A 16630-nucleotide genomic window follows, 5' to 3' on the forward strand; every position below is an offset into this window, starting at 1 on the left:
GGCATTCGCCGGCGCGACAAACGTCAATTCGCGACTGTGATGACCACCTTGCCTTTGGCACGCCCGGTCTCGACATAGGCCAGCGCATCCCCCGTCTTCTCAAACGCGAAAACCCTGTCGACGACCGGCCGGATCACGCCTTGTTCGATCAGGCGGGCAATCTCACCCAACTGCCGCCCCTCGGCGCGCATGAACAGGAATGAATAAGCGACGCCGAGACGCCTGGCCTTTCTGCGAACTCCTCGGCTGAGCAGCCACAGTACCAGCTTCAGGAACAGATTGAGGCCGAGCTCCCTGGCGAATGCCGGATCGGGCGGACCGGAAATAGAAATGAGCCGGCCACCCGGCTTCAGCACGGCCAGCGACTTTTCGAGCGTCTTCGGATCCTGGCTGTTCAGCACCAGATCGTAGCCCGACAAGATCTTTTCGAAATCCTGCGTCTTGTAGTCGATGACCACGTCCGCCCCGAGACTTCTCGCCAGCTCGGCATTTTCAGCACTCGTCGTCGTCGCAACCGCCGCGCCGAGGTGTTTGGCGAGCTGAATGGCGAACGTCCCGACACCGCCGGAACCGGCCTGAATGAAGACTTTCTGGCCGGGCTTTATCTTGCCCACCTCGACCAGCGCCTGCCAGGCGGTCAACCCGACAAGCGGGACGGACGCCGCTTCGCTCATGCTGAGGTTGCTTGGCTTCAGCGCCGCATCGGCTTCATCGATGGCAATGAATTCGGCGAATGTCCCGACGCGATGATCACGCGGTCGTCCATAGACCTCGTCACCCACCTTGAACCGCCTCACCCTGGATCCGACTTTGACAACCGTCCCGGCAAGGTCATGCCCGAGGACGAAGGGCGGACGATAGGGAAGAATAAGCTTGAACTCCCCGTCCCTGACCTTGGAGTCCAGCTGGTTCACGGCGGTGGCCTGGATCCGTACGAGGACGTCATTGTCCAGCAATTCCGGTTCGGGCAGGCTGGCCAGACGCAGAGCGCCTTTCTTCTTGTACTTGTCAACGACGAATGCCTTCACAGGGCCTTCTCCTCTTCCGGCGTCAGGTGTCAAGGAAACGATAAAGCCAGAGGCACAAATCGGCGTGGACCCATGTGATCGACGACGCCCTACCTCCGTCAGCCATTTTTAATGACGATTATCATCATAGCTGATTAATGATACTCGTCATCAAACTTGTCAAGCCGCTTTCTGAACCAGCGCCTGATCCGATTTGCGGCAAAGCTATCCGCTATGCGCAGTGAACCGCCTGCACCCTCGTCACGGCAACCCGCCGTTAACCTTCGACGCGCACAAAAGCCTTTCGGTCTGCGCGCTGGTCGGCGACCGCAAGCTGGCCCTTTCAACGCCGCCCGAATGATTTGTGGCGGTCTTCGATCACCACCAAGGACGATGCGGTCCTGCGAACTGGCCATGATGGCTCTTCACACAACAGGAGCCGTTCATATGCCCCGCATCCGACTGACCAGACCGCAGATGGAGATACTGGCCTGGCTCCTTATCTTCCTGCTTCTCTTCAGCCTCTCCTGGCGCTTCCAGTGGCATGAGGAATTGGATGAGTTTATCGAGCGGCATCACCACTATCCGCTCGACCACGCACTGCTTGCCCTGAATATCTCCGGGTTTTTAGGGCTCATCTATTCCGCGCTGAGGATCCGGGACCTTTCGAGAGAGGTCCATCGCAGGCTGCAGGCCGAAAAGCACGTCGACTGGATTGCCTGTCATGACACGCTGACCGAGCTGCCGAACCGCAGATTCCTGGATTCCATATGTGCGCAGGCAATGACCGATCAAAGGTCACAAGATACCTATGCCGTGTTCAGCATCGATCTTGACGGCTTCAAGAAGGTCAATGATCTCCTCGGCCACGATCACGGTGATGCCGTGCTGAAGGCCGTTGCTCAGCGGCTCTCCTCGCTCTTTCCCCGTGAGCATGTGTTCCGCCTTGGTGGAGACGAGTTTGTGGTTCTCTCGCGGCGCATCGGAAATCCCGATCTTGTCGCATTGGGGAACCGCATCGTCAGCACGATCGGCAAGCCATTCACATTCAATGGTGTTGCCGTCGACCTCGGCGCCAGCGTCGGCTTCGCACTTTATCCGGAGGACGGCGATGAGCTCGGTCAGGTCATCCGGCATTCGGATTGTGCGATGTATGTTGCGAAAAAGCAGGGCCGCAATCTGGTGAAGCCCTTCGTGCCTTCGATGCAAGAGGAGCTGGCGAAACGGGTGAGGATAGAAGGCGATCTGCGGGCGGCCATCCGCAAGGGCGAGATCGTTCCCTATTATCAGCCGCTCGTCGACCTCAAGGCGAACAAGATCATCGGCTTTGAGGCGCTGGCGCGCTGGAAAACGGCTTCGGGGGACTTCATCCCGCCGAGCGAATTTATTCCAGTGGCGGAGGAAGCCGGTCTGATCGTCGAATTGACGGACCAACTGCTTCGCCGCGCCTGCACCGATGCGCTTTCCTGGCCAAGCGAGCTTGTCCTGTCATTCAACCTTTCACCGATCCAGCTGAGCGACCGGTTGCTGGGCCTCAGAATTCTCAAGATATTGGGCGATGTCGGCCTACCCGCGCACAGGGTCGAGCTTGAGGTGACGGAGAGCGCCATCATCCAGGACGCCGTCACCGCACGCATTGTCCTCGACGATCTGGTGAATGCGGGGGTCGGGATTGCGCTCGATGATTTTGGGACAGGCTATTCCAGCCTCTCCCAGCTGTCCAACTACCGGTTCGACAAGATCAAGATCGACAGGAGTTTCGTCGCTTCGTTCGAGAGCAATGACAAGCAGGACAAGGTGATCAAAGCCATCATCGCTCTCGGCGCCGGGCTTGACGTGACGATAACGGCCGAGGGCATCGAAGAGGAAAGCCAACTTCAGCGGCTTCAGGATCTGGGTTGCGACATCGGTCAGGGATATCTGCTGGGCAGACCCGCGCCGATCGAGGAGATCGCGGCCGATCAGGTCGGCAGCAGGATTCGGCAGCGCCGGTGATGGGCTGCGTTCGTCTATCAGGCCGAGGGTGAGTTGCCGCTTCCCATCGCCCTGTGCAGTGGTGTAGGTGCCGGCACCTGCGCCCCGGAATGCCGTCACAATCGACCCCCTCGCCCAGTAGGAATCAACCGTCGATTTCCACTTCCGCTTCGCAATTTACCGGCGCATTCAACGGGATGGCCATGCCGATGGACGAGCGGGCGTGCGCGCCGGCCTCGGGACCGTAGAGCTCCAGTATCAGATCGGAATAGCCGTTTGTCACCAGCGGCGTCTCATTGAACCCCGGAGCGACATTCACCATCGCGAAAACGCGCAGCCAGGCCGTGACCCGATCGAGGTCTCCGACGGCGCGTTTGAGGCTTGCGAGATGGGCCAAGGCGACAAGCCGAGCCGATGCATATCCCTGCTCCGGCGACACTTCGGCTCCGACCTTCCCCAGCGGTTTTGCCAATGTCCCATCCGGGTTGCAGGCGACATGACCTGAAATATAAGCGCGGGTGCCGCGCACCCGAACCCAGGCAAAGGGCAATTTCAGGCCGTCGCGAACCTTCAAAGGTTCGGGCAATTGCAGGCCCATTTCGGCAAGACGTTGTTCGATAATGGCCATAATACACCTCCCATGGCTGCATCGCGCAAAGGCGGCCAGCGTTTTTGCGATAGCGATATGCGAAACAGGAATCTGAGGCGGGCAAATCAGGAATTCGCGGCGCTCAGGGTACGATGTCGTCAAGCTCCGGCATGAGAATGACGCTCTCGTTCGCCGCTGGGTCGTTGCGGGCACCGAGGAACTCGGCGTTTTCCGCGCTGCGATTGACAGCGACGTGCGGAACGCCGACCGGAATGAACAGGTAGTCGCCGGGGCGTACCGTCTCGCAGCGTTCGAGCTTGGCTCCGGACCAGATTTCGATCTCCTGGCCCGCGGTCATGAGAAGGGCCGTTTCATGTCCCTCGTGGCGATGGGCGCTGGTTCGCCTGCCTGCGGGCAGCGAAATCGTCCCGAGCCACAGCATGGTCGATCCGACGCTCTCTGCCGAGACGCCCGACCGGTAGACGGATCCTTGCTTGGCGATGTGGCTGTCGCTGCCGCTGACGACCTTTGCGGCTACTGCAGAAGGATTTTTCGGCTGGGCTGCTTCGTTCTTCATGGCTCTCACCATTCCGTGGCGCGATGAAAACAGACTCTGCACGCGCAGGCGGCGCAAGTCCTGAAGCGATCCCGAAAAGTTCCGAAAAACGCCGAAATCGGCGTATCATGGCTGGCCATGAACACCCAGCACATTGCATTCGGCCGCTTCGAGTTCAGCGCCGAGAACGGATGCCTGCTTCGTGACGATCGGCCTGTCGCCATCGGCGCCCGCGGCGCTTCGCTGCTTGCTGTTCTGCTTGCGGCGCAAGGGGGCGTCGTCTCAAAATCGGCACTGATGGATGCCGCTTGGCCCGGATTGGCCGTCGAGGAAAGCAATCTTTCCGTTCAGATTGCTGCCCTTCGCAAACTGCTCGGCCCCGCATCGGACGGCACCGAATGGATCGCCACCGTCCCACGGGTCGGCTACAGGTTTTCGGGCCGGGTGGAGAGCGCATGCGACGGAACCGACAGCGAGTGGCATGCGCAAGCCGGATCGAAGCTGGGGATCGCAGTCCTGCCGTTCGACAATCTGGGCGGCGATGCTGAGAAGCAATATCTGGCCGACGGGATCGCCGACGACCTGATCACAGCGCTCACCCGGTTCAGATGGCTCCGCGTCGCATCACGCGGTGCGAGTTTCAAAGACAGGAACGGCTCCAGGGATCCGCGCGCAGTCGGGCTGGCACTCGGTGTCAATTTTCTGGTGGATGGGGCTATCCGCTATACCGGCGATCGAATCCGGATATCGGTGCACCTCGCCGAGGCGGGCAAGGGCGCGACCGTCTGGTCCGAACATTACGATCTGCAGCTGGCCGAGATATTCGCGGTGCAAGACGCGATCGCCGAGCGGATCGCCGCGGCGGTCGAACCGGAGCTGCTGTTGCGCCACGGGCTTGCGGTCACTCCCCACACCGGCAACATCACGGCCTGGGACCTTGTCCGGCAAGGCACGTTCAATTTCCACAAGGTCTCACGGCCGACCCACCTTCTGGCAAGGCGATTTTTCCGCGAGGCCGCCGAGCTCGACCCGATGCTTCCGGAGGCGCAGATCTGGCGGGCGCGAGTTAACGCCGGCCTCATCGCCTATGGCTGGACGGACGATCCTGCCGCGGATGGTCAGGAAGGGCTAAACGCCGCCTTGCGGGCGATCTATCTCGACGCGCGAAACCCGTATTCGCACTATGCGCTGGCGATCGTGTCGGCCTATACGGGCAGAGCCGACCAGGCGATCCTCGCCGCGGAACGGTCGATCGAGCTCGGCTCGAGCTTCGCCCTCGGGTATCTCGTCCTTGGCATGGCGCGGCTCTTTACCGGTGATGCGGTCGGCGCACGCAAGCCTTTGTCGCGCGGCCTCGAACTCAATCCGCATGATCCGCAGAATGGCGTCTGGTTCAGCCTGCTGATGCTTGCACAGTACTTTTCGGGCGACGTCGAAGGGGCGCTCGACGTGGGGCGTGCGGCGTTGAAGGCGCGGCCCGACTGGCCGGCGCTGCTGCGCATACACGCGTGCTGCCATATGGCGCTCGGACATATTGAGCAGGCTCGCCGATTTGCCGCTGCTGCCAGCGGCCTGCCGGAAGCCGCTGGCGATGCGCTTGGGCCATTCAGAGAGGGCAACACGGAATGGGCGGCCCGTCTTGAGCAGTTGCTGCGTGAGGCCGAACTTTAACACCGCCTCTGCCACCGTCAGTCTTGCTAACGGGCTATGGGCGACGTCGTCCGGCCAGGACTTCTGCTCTGCCAACGTCATCCTGACCCATTCCGAAAGCGCGATGCAGCGCACCCGGCATGAGCAAATGCGACCGGATGAGAATTTTCGGAGAACCTACGAAAGGCGGTTGCACTCGCATTCTTTATCAGTCATTCTAGAACACCCAATAAAGAATCGAGGGAATGTGGGCAGAACGCGCGAATACGATGAGGAGGCGGTGCTGAAGGGGGCGATGCACGTCTTTCGCAAACACGGCTATCAACGTGCTTCAATCCGAGACCTCGAAGAGGCAACGGGCCTCAAGGGCGGAAGCATCTATCACGCCTTCGGCGACAAGGCCGGGCTCTTCGACGCGGCGTTCAGACATTACAATCGGGCGGTCCTGGAGGGGCGGCTCGAGCGATTTGCGCCGCCGGGGAGCGGCCTTAAAGGCTTGCGCGAACTGTTCCTTTCACTGCTGCATGAGCCCGACAATGGCTCCCTGGGCTGCCTGATCACCAACATGGCTGTGGAGCTCGGAGGCGACGTCAACACGTATCCCCATGTCGAGGCAGCGCTCGGTCTTCTTCGCGGCACGTTTCGCTCGCGGCTTGGCGAGCCGTCGACCGCATTTCGAGACGCGAACGAAGCCAAGGCGGACAGGACCGCCGTCCGTCTCCTTGCCTTTTATCAAGGCCTGCTCGTGCTCATTCGCGGCGGCGAAGACAAGGCCAGCCTGCGGCAGGCGATCGAAGACGAATTCAACCAACTGGAGACACTGTTATGACGCCTGAGGCGCTATGGAATCGATATGCGGCCATCTGGTCGCTGGACGCTGACGCACGCGAGCCGGAAATGTTGGCATGCCTCGCCGACGATGTGACCTATTGCGATCCGAATGGAGCGATCGCCGGGCGAGCCGGCCTCTCGGCTTACATGGCTGGCTTCAAGGAGAGCGTACCGGCAGGCCGGTTCATAATATTGAGTGTCCTCCATCACAATGAACGTTCGCTGGCACGCTGGGAACTGCGCCACGAAGACGACACCGTCCTGCAAACGGGGACAAGCTTCGCGGCGATGTCCGATGGCCGGCTCAGCGCGATCACCGGCTTCTTCGATCCTCTGGCAGGGCAGCACCATGGGTAGCGAGGCGTCACGCAGCCTGGCGCTCGAATTTGCGAGCCAGATCGCCCCACCGGGCGCCATCGATGTCCGGCGGTTCTTCGGCGGATCCGCCCTCGTCCGAAACGGCGCGCAGTTCGGGTTCGTCATGAAGGGCACATTGTATCTGCGCGTCGACGCCGCACTGCGCGCAGAATTCGAGGCAGATGGCGCAGAACCGTTCAGCTACCGAGCCGCCGGCAGGGAGGTGAGGGTTCGCCGCTACTATGCGGTGCCGGCGCATGTGATCGACGATCCCTCGCTGCTGCGCAGGTGCTCGGAACGAGCATTTGAGGCGACGCTGCTGCCCGGCCGGAAACGCTCAAACGCCACCCTCACCGTCACCCCGAGAAAGAGACTTGAAATCGCTGAGGATCGATAGTGCGTCCGCAGGCGGCAGGCGGGCATTTGCTCGGCAGATACTGAGCTGTACAGTTGGCTATCGCTTTATAGTCGCCGCTCAATTCAAAATCGGCAAAATGCTGGATCATAGGATCGCAGCCGCATAGCGGGATGGCGACCAATGATGCCGCCAAGCGCTTGCGCCAGTTTCTCAGGACTATCGATTCGACCATGTATTGTTTCCACGCTGGCCCAACGGGACATCTCGGAGGAAGGCTCAGATCTCCCCCGCCGACGGCCCCCATACATCCGTCAGCGCGAAGCCTAAGGGATGCGGGTCGAATGAGTCGAGGGCCACCTGGGTCAGACCGAAGGTGAAGCCGCGGCCGGTGATGGTGGGGATGACGGCCGGGCGGCCGGCGACCTCGGTCAGTGCCTGCAGTCCAACCTCGAACTGCGAGCCGATGATCGATTTCGAGGTGAAGCTATCGCCGACCTTGGCTTTGCCGCGGGCATGGAGCGTCGCGAGATTGGCGGAATTGCCGGTGCCGCAGGGCGAGCGGTCGGCTCGGCCCGGCCACATGGTGGTGCAGGTGCGCACCGTGCCGTCGGCCTCGGTATCGCGGAACATCACATAGGCGACGCCCGAAATTGCCGGGATTTCGGGATGGACGACCTTGATGTCGCGATTGATCAGCTCTTTCAGGACCATGCCGGCTTGGACCAGGCCGGCGGCATTGGCCTTCTCGATCGTGAGCTTGATCTGGCCGACATCGACGAGGGCATAGAAGATGCCGCCATAGCAGAGATCGGCCTTGATCCTGCCCCAATGCGGCGTGTCGATCTCGATGTCGAGCTCATGCACGAAGGAGGGCACCATGGTGAGCTTCACCTTCTCGCAGCGCCCGTCGCGGCAGGTCGCCGTCGCCTTGACGAGGCCGGCGGCGGTTTCCAGCGTCACGATCGTCTCCGGCTCCTGCATCTCGACGATGCCGGATTCGAGCAACGCCGTCGTCACGCAGATCGAGTTCGAGCCGGAGCTCGCATGCGCCTGGTCGGGCTGCAGGATGATGAAGGCGGCGTCGGCGTCGGGATGCTTTGCCGGCAGCAGCAGGTTGACCGAGCCGATCGGGGCACCCCGCGGCTCCAGGCACAGGAAGCGGCGGAGCTCGTCGCCTTTCGGATCGGTGTTCAGCCAGTGCAGCTGCGCGGCGATGGTTTCGCCGGGAATCTTCGGAACGCCGCCGATCGCGACGCGGCCGATCTCGCCTTCGGCATGGACATCCAGCAGCTGGATCGTGCGCTTCCATCTCATATCGAAAACTCCGGTTCCGAGGTCACGGTTCTCATTCAGTATCGGTCGATGCGGAACGGCGTCAGGTCGACCGGCGGCTCAATGCCGGTCACCATATCGCCGATCAGCCGCGCTGTCGTCGCGGCATAGGTCAGGCCGAGATGGCCATGGCCGGTCGCATAAAAAACACCCGGCATTTTCGACGACGGCGAGATGATCGGGATCGTATCGGGCAGCGCCGGGCGATGGCCCATCCAGTCCGTCGCCTCCTCGAGCTTCAGTCCGGGCAGCGCCCGCTGAGCGTGACGCACCAGCACCCGCGGCCGACGGAAGTCCGGCGCGGCATCGAGACCGGCAAGTTCGACATTGCCACCAACACGGATGCCGCCGGCCGTCGGCGTCACCATGAAGGCGCGCGCCGGCCAGATCATCGAATAGCGCATGGAGATGCCCGGCTTCATGATCTGGGTGTGATAGCCGCGCTCGGTTTCGAGCGGGATCGGCTCGCCGAGCTTTTCGGCCAGAAAACGGGTATGGACACCGGCGGCGAGCACGACGCAATCGGCCTCGACGCGGCCGCAATCTTCCAGGAGAACGACGACGGCGCCATCGCCCTTGCGCTCGATGTTCCTGACGGCGCCGGAGACAAAGGCCGCGCCCGCGGCTTTGGCCGCCTCGGCCAGTTTGACCACCAGTCTATAGGGGTCGCGGATCGACTTGTTGTCGGGCAGCAGCACCGCCTTGGCGATGGCAGGCGAAAGGGCCGGCTCATAATATTGAATGGCGCCGTTGCTCAACACTTCGAATTCGAGGCCGTAGCGCTGCATCATGGCGAGGTGGCTGCGGTCGGCGGCAAATTCCGCTTCCGTCTCGTAGATCGCCAGGCATCCCTCCTCCGTCATCAGCTCGGAGGCGCCGATCGCCTGCAGCATTTCCCTGAAATCGCCGAGCGCACGCTCAGACAGGCTCATGCCGGCATCCTCGATTTCTCGCAGGCGCGACGGGCGGCCGGCGGCGAGGAAGCGCAGGAACCAGGGCAGCATTTTTGCCGCATAGGAGGGCCGCAGCCAGACCGGACCTTCGGGATCGAGCAGCCAGCCGGGCATTTTCTTCCAGGTCGAAGGACCGGAGCCGGCGGCAAAATCGAGCGCGATGCTCGCCATATTGCCGAAGGAGGCGCCGTGTCCCGGCTCGCCCTTGTCGACCAGCGTCACCTGATGGCCACGCCGCTGCAAGTCGAAAGCAATGGAGGCGCCGATCACCCCCGCGCCGACGACAACAATCTTCTTCTTCGTCTCTTCAGCCATGCCATCAACCCAACCGCACGGCAGACAAGACCGCCGCTTCGCCAGCCTGATATATCAGAACGACGGTGATTGCCTATGAAATTTTTACTGGGTGGCTGGCAGGCCGGCGCCGACGCTGTCACCGACCGCTCCGACGGTATTGTCCACCGACTGGCCGAGACGCTTCAGCTGGGCGTCGTAATTGCGCCTTGTGCGCGGATCGAAGATGGCGATCGGCGTGCTGACGGCGACGCCGACGGCACTTCCGGCCGTCTGCGCAGCGCCCATCGCCACGGCGCCGACGGCCTCGCCGAGGCCGACATTGGAATCGGTGATCGTCTGGCCGGCAATCAGCCGGTCGCCGATCAGCTTCACCACTTCGGGGCTTTCGGCGAATTTGCCGTGGTTCAGCCGGTCGCCGCCCTTCAGCTTGGTGAGATCGAGCACGGTGATGCCGGCCGCTTCGAGCTTGCTGCGATAGGGCTCGGCCGAAGGGTCGATCTGGCCGAGGCGATCGATATTGCCGGAGATGCGTCGCGATAGCGCCAAGGCGCGATCGTCCTGCGAGACGAAGATGGTGAAATGCGGCCTGTCCTTGCCGAGGCTTGCGAACTGACGGCCGAAGACGTCGACATCGAGATCCGGCGAGGCGAGAATGACATTGTTGATCTTGCCGGCAACCTGGCCGTTGCGGATCGCCATCTGCCTCAGCGCTTCGACGGTGAGCCAGGTGCCCATCGAATGCGCCATGATGGTGATGTCGCTGACGGCGGGATTGGCGGCGGTTCGGGTCAGCAGTTCTTCCAGCGCGTCGCGGGAATAATTGGTGCTTTCCTTGTCGTAATTGTAATCGAAGATGCTGGCGCGCGACGGCCAGGTGAAGACGACAGGTGCGACGTCGGCATGCGAATCATGGACGATCTGGGCGAAGCGGTAGACGGCATCCTCATAACGATTGTTGAAACCGTGCACGAAGACCAGCACGCGGCGGCTTTTCGGCATATGGCCCTTCAGCCAGCTCTCGCCCGCCCGTTCGCCTTCGAGCGGATCGACGGAGACGGTGACGAAATCGCGCAAGGGGTCGGCCGGCAGCCGCTTTGGCCATTGCACCTGGCCGACCTTGCGATTGGCATCCGGCGGAATGGAGACATCGACGGCATTGACGGTGAGCCCGGTGCCGCGTTCGCCGGAGAACAGCACGGCCGGATCGGCGTCGGCAGCCCGCGTCGTCGCCACCAAGAGATCGACCTTCGAGGTGCCCGGCGGCACCGTGCCGGCCGCCTGCATGACACCGACCGGCCTGCCGCCGCAGCCGGCGAGCACAAGCGTTGCAACCAGAAGACCTGTCAGGGCCGCATGCGGGGCGCGCCATTTGCCGATCATGACCAAACTCCAACCGGTGCGCGCACCGGACAGAGGGGCGCCCGTTCAAATAGTCCGACGACGATTGCCGAGTCAAACCGCGTGTGGTGAAGAACTTGCCGGAAAAAAGAAAAGAGCCTGGCGCGGGAGGAGGTGCGCCAGGCTCTTGATCCTGACTGACAACTGGGAGGAGGAGTGTTGTCAGTCCGATGTAAGAGCGCTTGGGAGGAGGAGTGCGCTGCTTACGGAGATATAGATAGCCCATTCATTTGCTCGGGAATAGCGAAAATACCGCAATGCAGCAATGCATTCAGCGCAACGCTTGCCCTCAAAACAACAGATCGCCGCCTCATTTTGAGGCATATTTGACCGGTTGGTCAAATTCTGCTGAAAAATGAGGCCGCGCTGATCGCCGATGGCGGGCACCGCCCTTAAGCCGCCTTGAACAGCTTCCGGCCCTCGGCATCCAGAGCCGAAAATTCCGCGTCGGAGAGGCTGATGTCGACGGCCGCAACGTTTTCCTCCAGGTGCTTGACCTTGGAGGTGCCGGGGATCGGCAGCATGACAGGGCTGCGCTTCAGCACCCAGGCGAGCGCGATCTGACTCGGCGCGGCATTGTGCTTTTTGGCGATCGTCTCGAGCAGCGAGCCTGATTTGGCGAGATCGCCGGCGGCGAGCGGATACCAGGGAATGAAGCCGATATTGTGCTTGGCGCAATAATCGAGCACGTCCTCGCTGGTGCGATCGACGAGATTGTAGCGGTTCTGGACGGTGGCGACCTTGAAGTGCTTCGAGGCCGCCTCGATCTCGGCGACGGAGACTTCGCTCAAGCCAGCATGGCGGATGAGGCCGGCGTCGAGCAGCGACTTGATCGCATCGAACTGTTCCCTGGCCGGCACTTTCGGATCGATGCGGTGCAGCTGCCAGAGATCGATCTGCTCGACCCCGAGATTGCGCAGGCTCTTATGCGCCTGCTGGATCAGATATTCGGGACGGCCGACCGGCAGCCAGATATCGGGGCCGTGGCGGGTCAGGCCGCCCTTGGTGGCGACGACGGACTTGCCGCCATAGGGATGCAGCGCCTCCTTGATCAGCCATTCGGAGACATCGGGGCCGTAGGAATCGGCCGTATCGATGAAATTGACGCCAAGCTCCGGCAGGCGCTTCAGCGTCCGGATGGACTCGGCATGGTCGTCGGGCTCACCCCAGATTCCCTTGCCGGTAACGCGCATGGCGCCGAAACCGAGACGATTGACTTCGATCTCGCCGCCGATCCTGAAGGTGCCTGACTTGGCTGCGTTATGACTGGACATGATCTTTCCTCTCTTGATCAATAAAATCATTCAACGTCGATGAAATGGCCGAAGCTCTTCGCTTGGCCAGCGCTGGAATGCCGGGCTGGCGAGGAGGGATTTGGTTCTGAATGTCTGCAGTGTCTGGTGATGCCCGGCATGGTGATGACCCGGCCGCCGCGGCGATATCGGACATGCAGCCGCTGCGACGCTTGCACATATAGGACGAGCCCGCGCGGATGACAGGGAGAGGCCGAAAACATCGTCCCTCGACCGGCGCCGCAGCGGTGCGCCGGGATATCGGCCTGGTGTCGAAGCCTGTCGCTTCCGGTCAGCCGTTGCCGCGTTTTAGCCCGTCGATTCGCCGGAGAATGCGGCGACTTCGATGTCCGCCTCACGGTATCTCAGGCGCTCGCGCGAGAGTTCCAGCGGCTTGCGGCGCGAAATCCGGTAGACGGAGGCCGGCGGCAGATTGCGAACCGTGCCGCCAATGCGCACCGCTTTCAGGCCCAGGCGGTCGAGGATCGGCCGCGGCACCGGGCAGCGTGGGCCATAGGTGAACTGATAGACCGCCCCGCCCGGCCGCATATAGGTGAAGACGCCGGCAAGGATCGAGGCGATCTTGCGCGGCGACATCGACAGAAGCGGCAGGCCGCTGATGACGGCGCCGACCGGTTCGCCCTCGAAAATATCGGCCTGGGCAAGGTGGGCGGCGTCCATCTGCAATATGCGCGCCGCCGGGAACCGCGCCTGCAGCGCATCGATAAATTCCGGGCCGTATTCGATCAGCGTCAGATCCGCCTCGCTGATGCCGCGGGCAAGCAGCGCCCGGGTGAAGACGCCCGTGCCCGGGCCGAGCTCGATGATCGGCCCATCGAGCGCCGCAATTTCGCTGGTCATGATCCTGGCAAGTGAATCACCCGACGGCGCGATGGCGGCAACCCGAAGCGGGTTGCTGATCCAGGAGCGAAAAAAATGCAGGAAATCCGAGCATGCAGCCCTTGCGGTCATGACTGTCCCACCTGTCTGAAATTCAATTGATTATGAATGCGACCATCGCGGCCAGCATGGCAATTCCAAGGCAGAGACGTCAATCGCCCTTGTGAGCCGGCATTTCCCACCTCTTTTCCCACCGGCCTCTGGCATTTTTGCATCTATGGCAGCTTTGACATAGCGAACGCCGTCGTCTGTGGCGAAAAGGGCTGCCGGGAAGCCGCCCCTCACCGCGGTGGCCTGGTCGCCACCGCAAAGCGCCGGGTTAATAATTGCAGCCGGAGCTGCTTGTCGGGTTGAAGCCGAGCTTGCAATCCATGTTCAGCGGCTTCTTCGGGTTCGTCATGTAGGGCGAGGCCATGCCCTTCGAACGGCCTTCACCGATCGAACCGGTCGTGCCCCTGTCGTGCTGCACGCGGGTCCCATTCCGGGCAACCGGCTGCTTGACCGAGCCCTGCTCCGTCGCGCTCGACTGAAGGGGAGCCGCTTGCGCTGCGAAGGCGGAAAGGCCGACGATTGCGCCGAGGACCGCGGCCGCCAGGCCGCCCTTGAACGTCGTCATCATTATCATCTCCTTGGGAGGATCAGGTGAATTTACGTCGAGGAGTTAGGAAGCGGATTTGTCATAATCTACCGCGTCGCAACAGAGGTCACGAACATGTGAGCGGCGCCCGAAACAGGAAAAAGGCGGCGCGTGCCGCCTTTTTCATTTGCCGGCTCAATAGCCGTTATCACAGGGCATGCTGCCGGGGCCGATCGATCCCGAAAACGTAGGGTTGCACATTGTCGGAGCCGCCGGCCTGTTCACCGGCTGGCGGATGATGGAGCCTGTGGCGCCAGCCTCGACACCGAAAGTGGCAAGCGGATACCAGTAGCCGTCGGAATGACGGCGGGTGCCGGGACGCTCCGTTCGGAAGCCTCGATAGCCATGCCAGAGGCCCGGACGTGCCTTATATTGCACTGTTTTTACGTCGGAAATATTCGGCGGCCGACCGTTTGAACGGGAGCTGCCTGAGCTGGGCCGATCGGCGCGAAAGCGAGAAGGGCACTGAGCGCGATGGCGGAACGGACTAAATTGAACGTCTTCATGATAAACCCTCCTTCGTGGATTTATCCCGGGAAAATGCCGACTCCAAGGGCGCGGTTCCCAGCGCGTGCGCAACTTCCAAAACTCGTGATTGCAAGCGATCCGGCGTGAGTTTTTCGCGAGAAACCGTGAAAAGCAGTAACAGCAGAATGGCGCGAACGGCGCTGGTCAAGAATGCGAATTCTCTGTTCTCAATTGGCGTATAATGCCCGGTAACCTTGAGCCGAAAGACAGGCGACATATTGGCGATGGGCGGCGGCGCGCGCCACCGTTTCCGCTTCGAACGCATCGGCCTGCGCATATCCGGTCAGCTGGGCGCGCAGCTCATATTGACGCTTCGCCTCACCATACATGGCATTGCCGTCGGTCATGCAAAGGCTGTGCGCAACGGACGGCGGATTGACCGGCACGCCGACTGCCAGCAGCACCGGCTCGTTGGCATGGTCGATGCAGCCGGCAAGGGCGGCCATCGTCGCGAGAACCGCCAGAGCCCGAAAAATTCCCACCGTCATGCATTCCTCCGAGATCATCAGGCCTGCGGATACATCAGGAAGGTTGCGCGAAGCTAGGCATGCGGGAAAACCAATGCCGCTTCCGACCGAGGACGGTCGTCACGCGCCATGCCGGGAAGCCCCACCAAAATCTATATAGCACTTCGGAATCCCGAAATAGGCTGCGGCGTTGAAATCATTGCGTTTCCGCTCAGCCGAAAAGCTTACGAAGCGCGGCGAATTTCGGAATCCCGAAGCGGGCGGATTTCGGGATCCCGAAGCGAGGTTTTTTTCTTCCGGCCGAGGCGACCGCGTTTTTCGGCGGCGATCTTGCGGTCGGTCTCGGACCATTTCCGGCCCCTTTCCGCCGTGCACCGCTTCCACTCGTCGGTCGGCGGCGCGCCCTCATGGTCCCCGACAAAGGTGAGCGTGAACAGGTTGGGATGCGCGACCCCGCTTCCCGCCCGACCGCGGCGGACCTTGACCAGCCCCTTATATTCCAGCTCGTCGAGCGCATCGGCCACATATTCGCCCGTGACGCCGTAGGAGACGAACTGGGGATGCGTCACGACAAGCCTGCCATTTTGCAACCCGGCATGCGAGACGTGCTCGATAACGACGCGGAAGAAGGCGCGGCAGGCATTCGCACTCAAGGTGGTGAAGGCCGCCGATTCCAGTAGCTGGACCGTCAACCATTGCCATCGCAGGCTGCCGTCATCGCTGGCGCTCGGCGGCGCGGTGTGCTTGCGCACCAGCGCTCGCGTCTTGCCGGAACTGGTGCGGCTCTTGTCACGAGAGTTGAATTCCGCCATCAGCCCGTCGCCTCGGCTGCGAGCACGTCCTTCCGGCAAACAGAAGAACTCGTTTTTTCCCGCATGCAGAGGGAAAGACTGGGCCAAGCGCCCACAGCGCCAATCACTACAAAATTCTTTGACATTCGACATTCCATGGTTGCAACAAAGTGCAATCTAACGTAAGAACGTTTCGAGAACTAGGAAAATAATCTTAGGGTTTGGATTAGACCTGATCCCCGTCACGGTGACAGGCAATTGCTGGGCGTGGAGGACAGGATGCGAATGATCTGCATGGGGGAAAGGAGCATGGAGGGTTACAGCAAGCGATTGCTGGCATTGATTTCGCTCTTGCTGGGAAGCGCCGTCCAGGCTTTTCCCTGCGATCAACCGATCACGATATCGAATTGGTCGTTCTGTGCGACCGGCAATGTGAGCGCTGAAGGAGGCGCCGCTGATTGGCAAGTCGTTCCTGCATGGACTCGCGAGAAAGCCATAAGCGCGTATTTCGGAAACGATCCGCGGCTTCTGGCAAACCACGGGCTTTGCAATGCCAAATTCCATCGCGTCGTCCTCCGCCAGCCCGGATGGCAAACGGGCAACCCGGATGAGTGCTCATATCTGGTTTGCAGCGGCTTTTACTCCGCCGTGTTCGGGAAGGAAGAAAGGGAAGCCTATGAGAGAGAGCATCCGAACGCTCAATAGCTTTTGCC

At 61.6% G+C, this 16630-nt stretch carries 17 protein-coding genes and 1 pseudogene; 6 read left to right on the forward strand and 12 right to left on the reverse strand.

Annotation, left to right across the window (positions count from 1 at the left end):
- Window positions 1-23: 23 nt before the first annotated feature.
- Window positions 24-1028 (reverse strand): NADP-dependent oxidoreductase, encoded by a 1005-nt coding sequence (locus B5E41_RS00605; RefSeq protein ID WP_088390240.1) that lies wholly within the window; start codon window positions 1026-1028, stop codon window positions 24-26.
- A 426-nt stretch (window positions 1029-1454) separates the two neighbouring features.
- Between B5E41_RS00605 and B5E41_RS00610 the strand changes: the two genes are divergently transcribed.
- A complete protein-coding gene (locus B5E41_RS00610; protein ID WP_088390242.1) occupies window positions 1455-3002 on the forward strand; it encodes a putative bifunctional diguanylate cyclase/phosphodiesterase in 1548 nt (515 codons plus the stop codon).
- 124 nt (window positions 3003-3126) lie between these two features.
- On the opposite strand, the gene B5E41_RS00615 is transcribed toward B5E41_RS00610, so the two are convergent.
- Complete coding sequence (locus tag B5E41_RS00615) at window positions 3127-3609, reverse strand: RidA family protein (RefSeq protein WP_088390244.1); 483 nt, start codon at window positions 3607-3609, stop codon at window positions 3127-3129.
- 103 nt (window positions 3610-3712) lie between these two features.
- Window positions 3713-4147: a cupin domain-containing protein gene (locus tag B5E41_RS00620; protein ID WP_088390246.1), complete on the reverse strand. Its 435-nt coding sequence runs from the start codon at window positions 4145-4147 to the stop codon at window positions 3713-3715.
- Window positions 4148-4264: 117 nt separating this feature from the next.
- On the opposite strand from B5E41_RS00620, the gene B5E41_RS00625 reads away from it, so the two are divergent.
- The 4 genes from B5E41_RS00625 to B5E41_RS00640 all read left to right on the forward strand — a co-directional run bounded on the left by B5E41_RS00625 (window position 4265) and on the right by B5E41_RS00640 (window position 7361).
- Entirely contained in the window at window positions 4265-5797 is a 1533-nt protein-coding gene (locus B5E41_RS00625; RefSeq protein ID WP_088390248.1) for a winged helix-turn-helix domain-containing tetratricopeptide repeat protein, read from the forward strand.
- A 226-nt stretch (window positions 5798-6023) separates the two neighbouring features.
- Window positions 6024-6605, forward strand: a complete 582-nt coding sequence (locus B5E41_RS00630; RefSeq protein WP_088390250.1) for a TetR/AcrR family transcriptional regulator — start codon at window positions 6024-6026, stop codon at window positions 6603-6605.
- The gene (locus tag B5E41_RS00635) at window positions 6602-6964 is read left to right on the forward strand and encodes a nuclear transport factor 2 family protein (protein WP_088390252.1); all 363 of its coding nucleotides are present in this window, start codon (window positions 6602-6604) and stop codon (window positions 6962-6964) included. The genes B5E41_RS00630 and B5E41_RS00635 overlap by 4 nt, the downstream gene beginning before the upstream one ends.
- Window positions 6957-7361 carry a TfoX/Sxy family protein gene (locus tag B5E41_RS00640; RefSeq protein ID WP_088390254.1) on the forward strand — a complete coding sequence of 135 codons (405 nt, stop codon included), beginning with the start codon at window positions 6957-6959 and terminating at the stop codon, window positions 7359-7361. Before B5E41_RS00635 ends, B5E41_RS00640 begins: the two co-directional genes overlap by 8 nt.
- Before the next feature lie 237 nt (window positions 7362-7598).
- On the opposite strand, the gene B5E41_RS00650 is transcribed toward B5E41_RS00640, so the two are convergent.
- The 9 genes and pseudogenes from B5E41_RS00650 to B5E41_RS00690 form a co-directional block, all read right to left on the reverse strand.
- Window positions 7599-8636: a 4-hydroxyproline epimerase gene (locus B5E41_RS00650; RefSeq protein WP_088390258.1), complete on the reverse strand. Its 1038-nt coding sequence runs from the start codon at window positions 8634-8636 to the stop codon at window positions 7599-7601.
- Between the two features lie 35 nt (window positions 8637-8671).
- The gene (locus B5E41_RS00655; protein WP_088390260.1) at window positions 8672-9922 is read right to left on the reverse strand and encodes an NAD(P)/FAD-dependent oxidoreductase; all 1251 of its coding nucleotides are present in this window, start codon (window positions 9920-9922) and stop codon (window positions 8672-8674) included.
- 84 nt (window positions 9923-10006) lie between these two features.
- A complete protein-coding gene (locus tag B5E41_RS00660) occupies window positions 10007-11284 on the reverse strand; it encodes an alpha/beta hydrolase (protein WP_088390262.1) in 1278 nt (425 codons plus the stop codon).
- Between the two features lie 410 nt (window positions 11285-11694).
- Complete coding sequence (locus B5E41_RS00665) at window positions 11695-12576, reverse strand: aldo/keto reductase (RefSeq protein ID WP_088390264.1); 882 nt, start codon at window positions 12574-12576, stop codon at window positions 11695-11697.
- Window positions 12577-12903: 327 nt separating this feature from the next.
- Window positions 12904-13566, reverse strand: a complete 663-nt coding sequence (locus B5E41_RS00670; protein ID WP_088390266.1) for a class I SAM-dependent methyltransferase — start codon at window positions 13564-13566, stop codon at window positions 12904-12906.
- Between the two features lie 247 nt (window positions 13567-13813).
- Window positions 13814-14113, reverse strand: a complete 300-nt coding sequence (locus B5E41_RS00675; RefSeq protein WP_088390268.1) for a hypothetical protein — start codon at window positions 14111-14113, stop codon at window positions 13814-13816.
- Window positions 14114-14266: 153 nt separating this feature from the next.
- Window positions 14267-14637 (reverse strand): annotated as a pseudogene (locus B5E41_RS32065) (cell surface protein).
- 189 nt (window positions 14638-14826) lie between these two features.
- Window positions 14827-15147 (reverse strand): hypothetical protein, encoded by a 321-nt coding sequence (locus B5E41_RS00685; protein ID WP_088390270.1) that lies wholly within the window; start codon window positions 15145-15147, stop codon window positions 14827-14829.
- Between the two features lie 203 nt (window positions 15148-15350).
- Window positions 15351-15938 carry a hypothetical protein gene (locus B5E41_RS00690; protein ID WP_088390272.1) on the reverse strand — a complete coding sequence of 196 codons (588 nt, stop codon included), beginning with the start codon at window positions 15936-15938 and terminating at the stop codon, window positions 15351-15353.
- A 288-nt stretch (window positions 15939-16226) separates the two neighbouring features.
- Here B5E41_RS00690 and B5E41_RS00695 point away from each other — a divergent pair, with 288 nt between their 5' ends.
- Window positions 16227-16622: a hypothetical protein gene (locus tag B5E41_RS00695; protein WP_425350110.1), complete on the forward strand. Its 396-nt coding sequence runs from the start codon at window positions 16227-16229 to the stop codon at window positions 16620-16622.
- The last annotated feature ends 8 nt before the right edge of the window (window positions 16623-16630 follow it).

Origin of the sequence: Rhizobium esperanzae (genome assembly GCF_002204185.1) — a bacterium.
Lineage (GTDB): Bacteria > Pseudomonadota > Alphaproteobacteria > Rhizobiales > Rhizobiaceae > Rhizobium > Rhizobium esperanzae.

What these genes read in the sequence shown, in the direction of transcription:
- B5E41_RS00685 (WP_088390270.1), bottom strand. Translation starts at nt 15,147, where the DNA reads ATGACGGTGGGAATTTTTCGGGCTCTGGCGGTTCTCGCGACGATGGCC.
- B5E41_RS00670 (WP_088390266.1), bottom strand. Translation starts at nt 13,566, where the DNA reads ATGACCGCAAGGGCTGCATGCTCGGATTTCCTGCATTTTTTTCGCTCC.
- B5E41_RS00660 (WP_088390262.1), bottom strand. Translation starts at nt 11,284, where the DNA reads ATGATCGGCAAATGGCGCGCCCCGCATGCGGCCCTGACAGGTCTTCTG.
- B5E41_RS00640 (WP_088390254.1), top strand. Translation starts at nt 6,957, where the DNA reads ATGGGTAGCGAGGCGTCACGCAGCCTGGCGCTCGAATTTGCGAGCCAG.
- B5E41_RS00625 (WP_088390248.1), top strand. Translation starts at nt 4,265, where the DNA reads ATGAACACCCAGCACATTGCATTCGGCCGCTTCGAGTTCAGCGCCGAG.
- B5E41_RS00665 (WP_088390264.1), bottom strand. Translation starts at nt 12,576, where the DNA reads ATGTCCAGTCATAACGCAGCCAAGTCAGGCACCTTCAGGATCGGCGGC.
- B5E41_RS00650 (WP_088390258.1), bottom strand. Translation starts at nt 8,636, where the DNA reads ATGAGATGGAAGCGCACGATCCAGCTGCTGGATGTCCATGCCGAAGGC.
- B5E41_RS00655 (WP_088390260.1), bottom strand. Translation starts at nt 9,922, where the DNA reads ATGGCTGAAGAGACGAAGAAGAAGATTGTTGTCGTCGGCGCGGGGGTG.
- B5E41_RS00615 (WP_088390244.1), bottom strand. Translation starts at nt 3,609, where the DNA reads ATGGCCATTATCGAACAACGTCTTGCCGAAATGGGCCTGCAATTGCCC.
- B5E41_RS00620 (WP_088390246.1), bottom strand. Translation starts at nt 4,147, where the DNA reads ATGAAGAACGAAGCAGCCCAGCCGAAAAATCCTTCTGCAGTAGCCGCA.
- B5E41_RS00610 (WP_088390242.1), top strand. Translation starts at nt 1,455, where the DNA reads ATGCCCCGCATCCGACTGACCAGACCGCAGATGGAGATACTGGCCTGG.
- B5E41_RS00690 (WP_088390272.1), bottom strand. Translation starts at nt 15,938, where the DNA reads ATGGCGGAATTCAACTCTCGTGACAAGAGCCGCACCAGTTCCGGCAAG.
- B5E41_RS00695 (WP_425350110.1), top strand. Translation starts at nt 16,227, where the DNA reads ATGGAGGGTTACAGCAAGCGATTGCTGGCATTGATTTCGCTCTTGCTG.
- B5E41_RS00635 (WP_088390252.1), top strand. Translation starts at nt 6,602, where the DNA reads ATGACGCCTGAGGCGCTATGGAATCGATATGCGGCCATCTGGTCGCTG.
- B5E41_RS00675 (WP_088390268.1), bottom strand. Translation starts at nt 14,113, where the DNA reads ATGATGACGACGTTCAAGGGCGGCCTGGCGGCCGCGGTCCTCGGCGCA.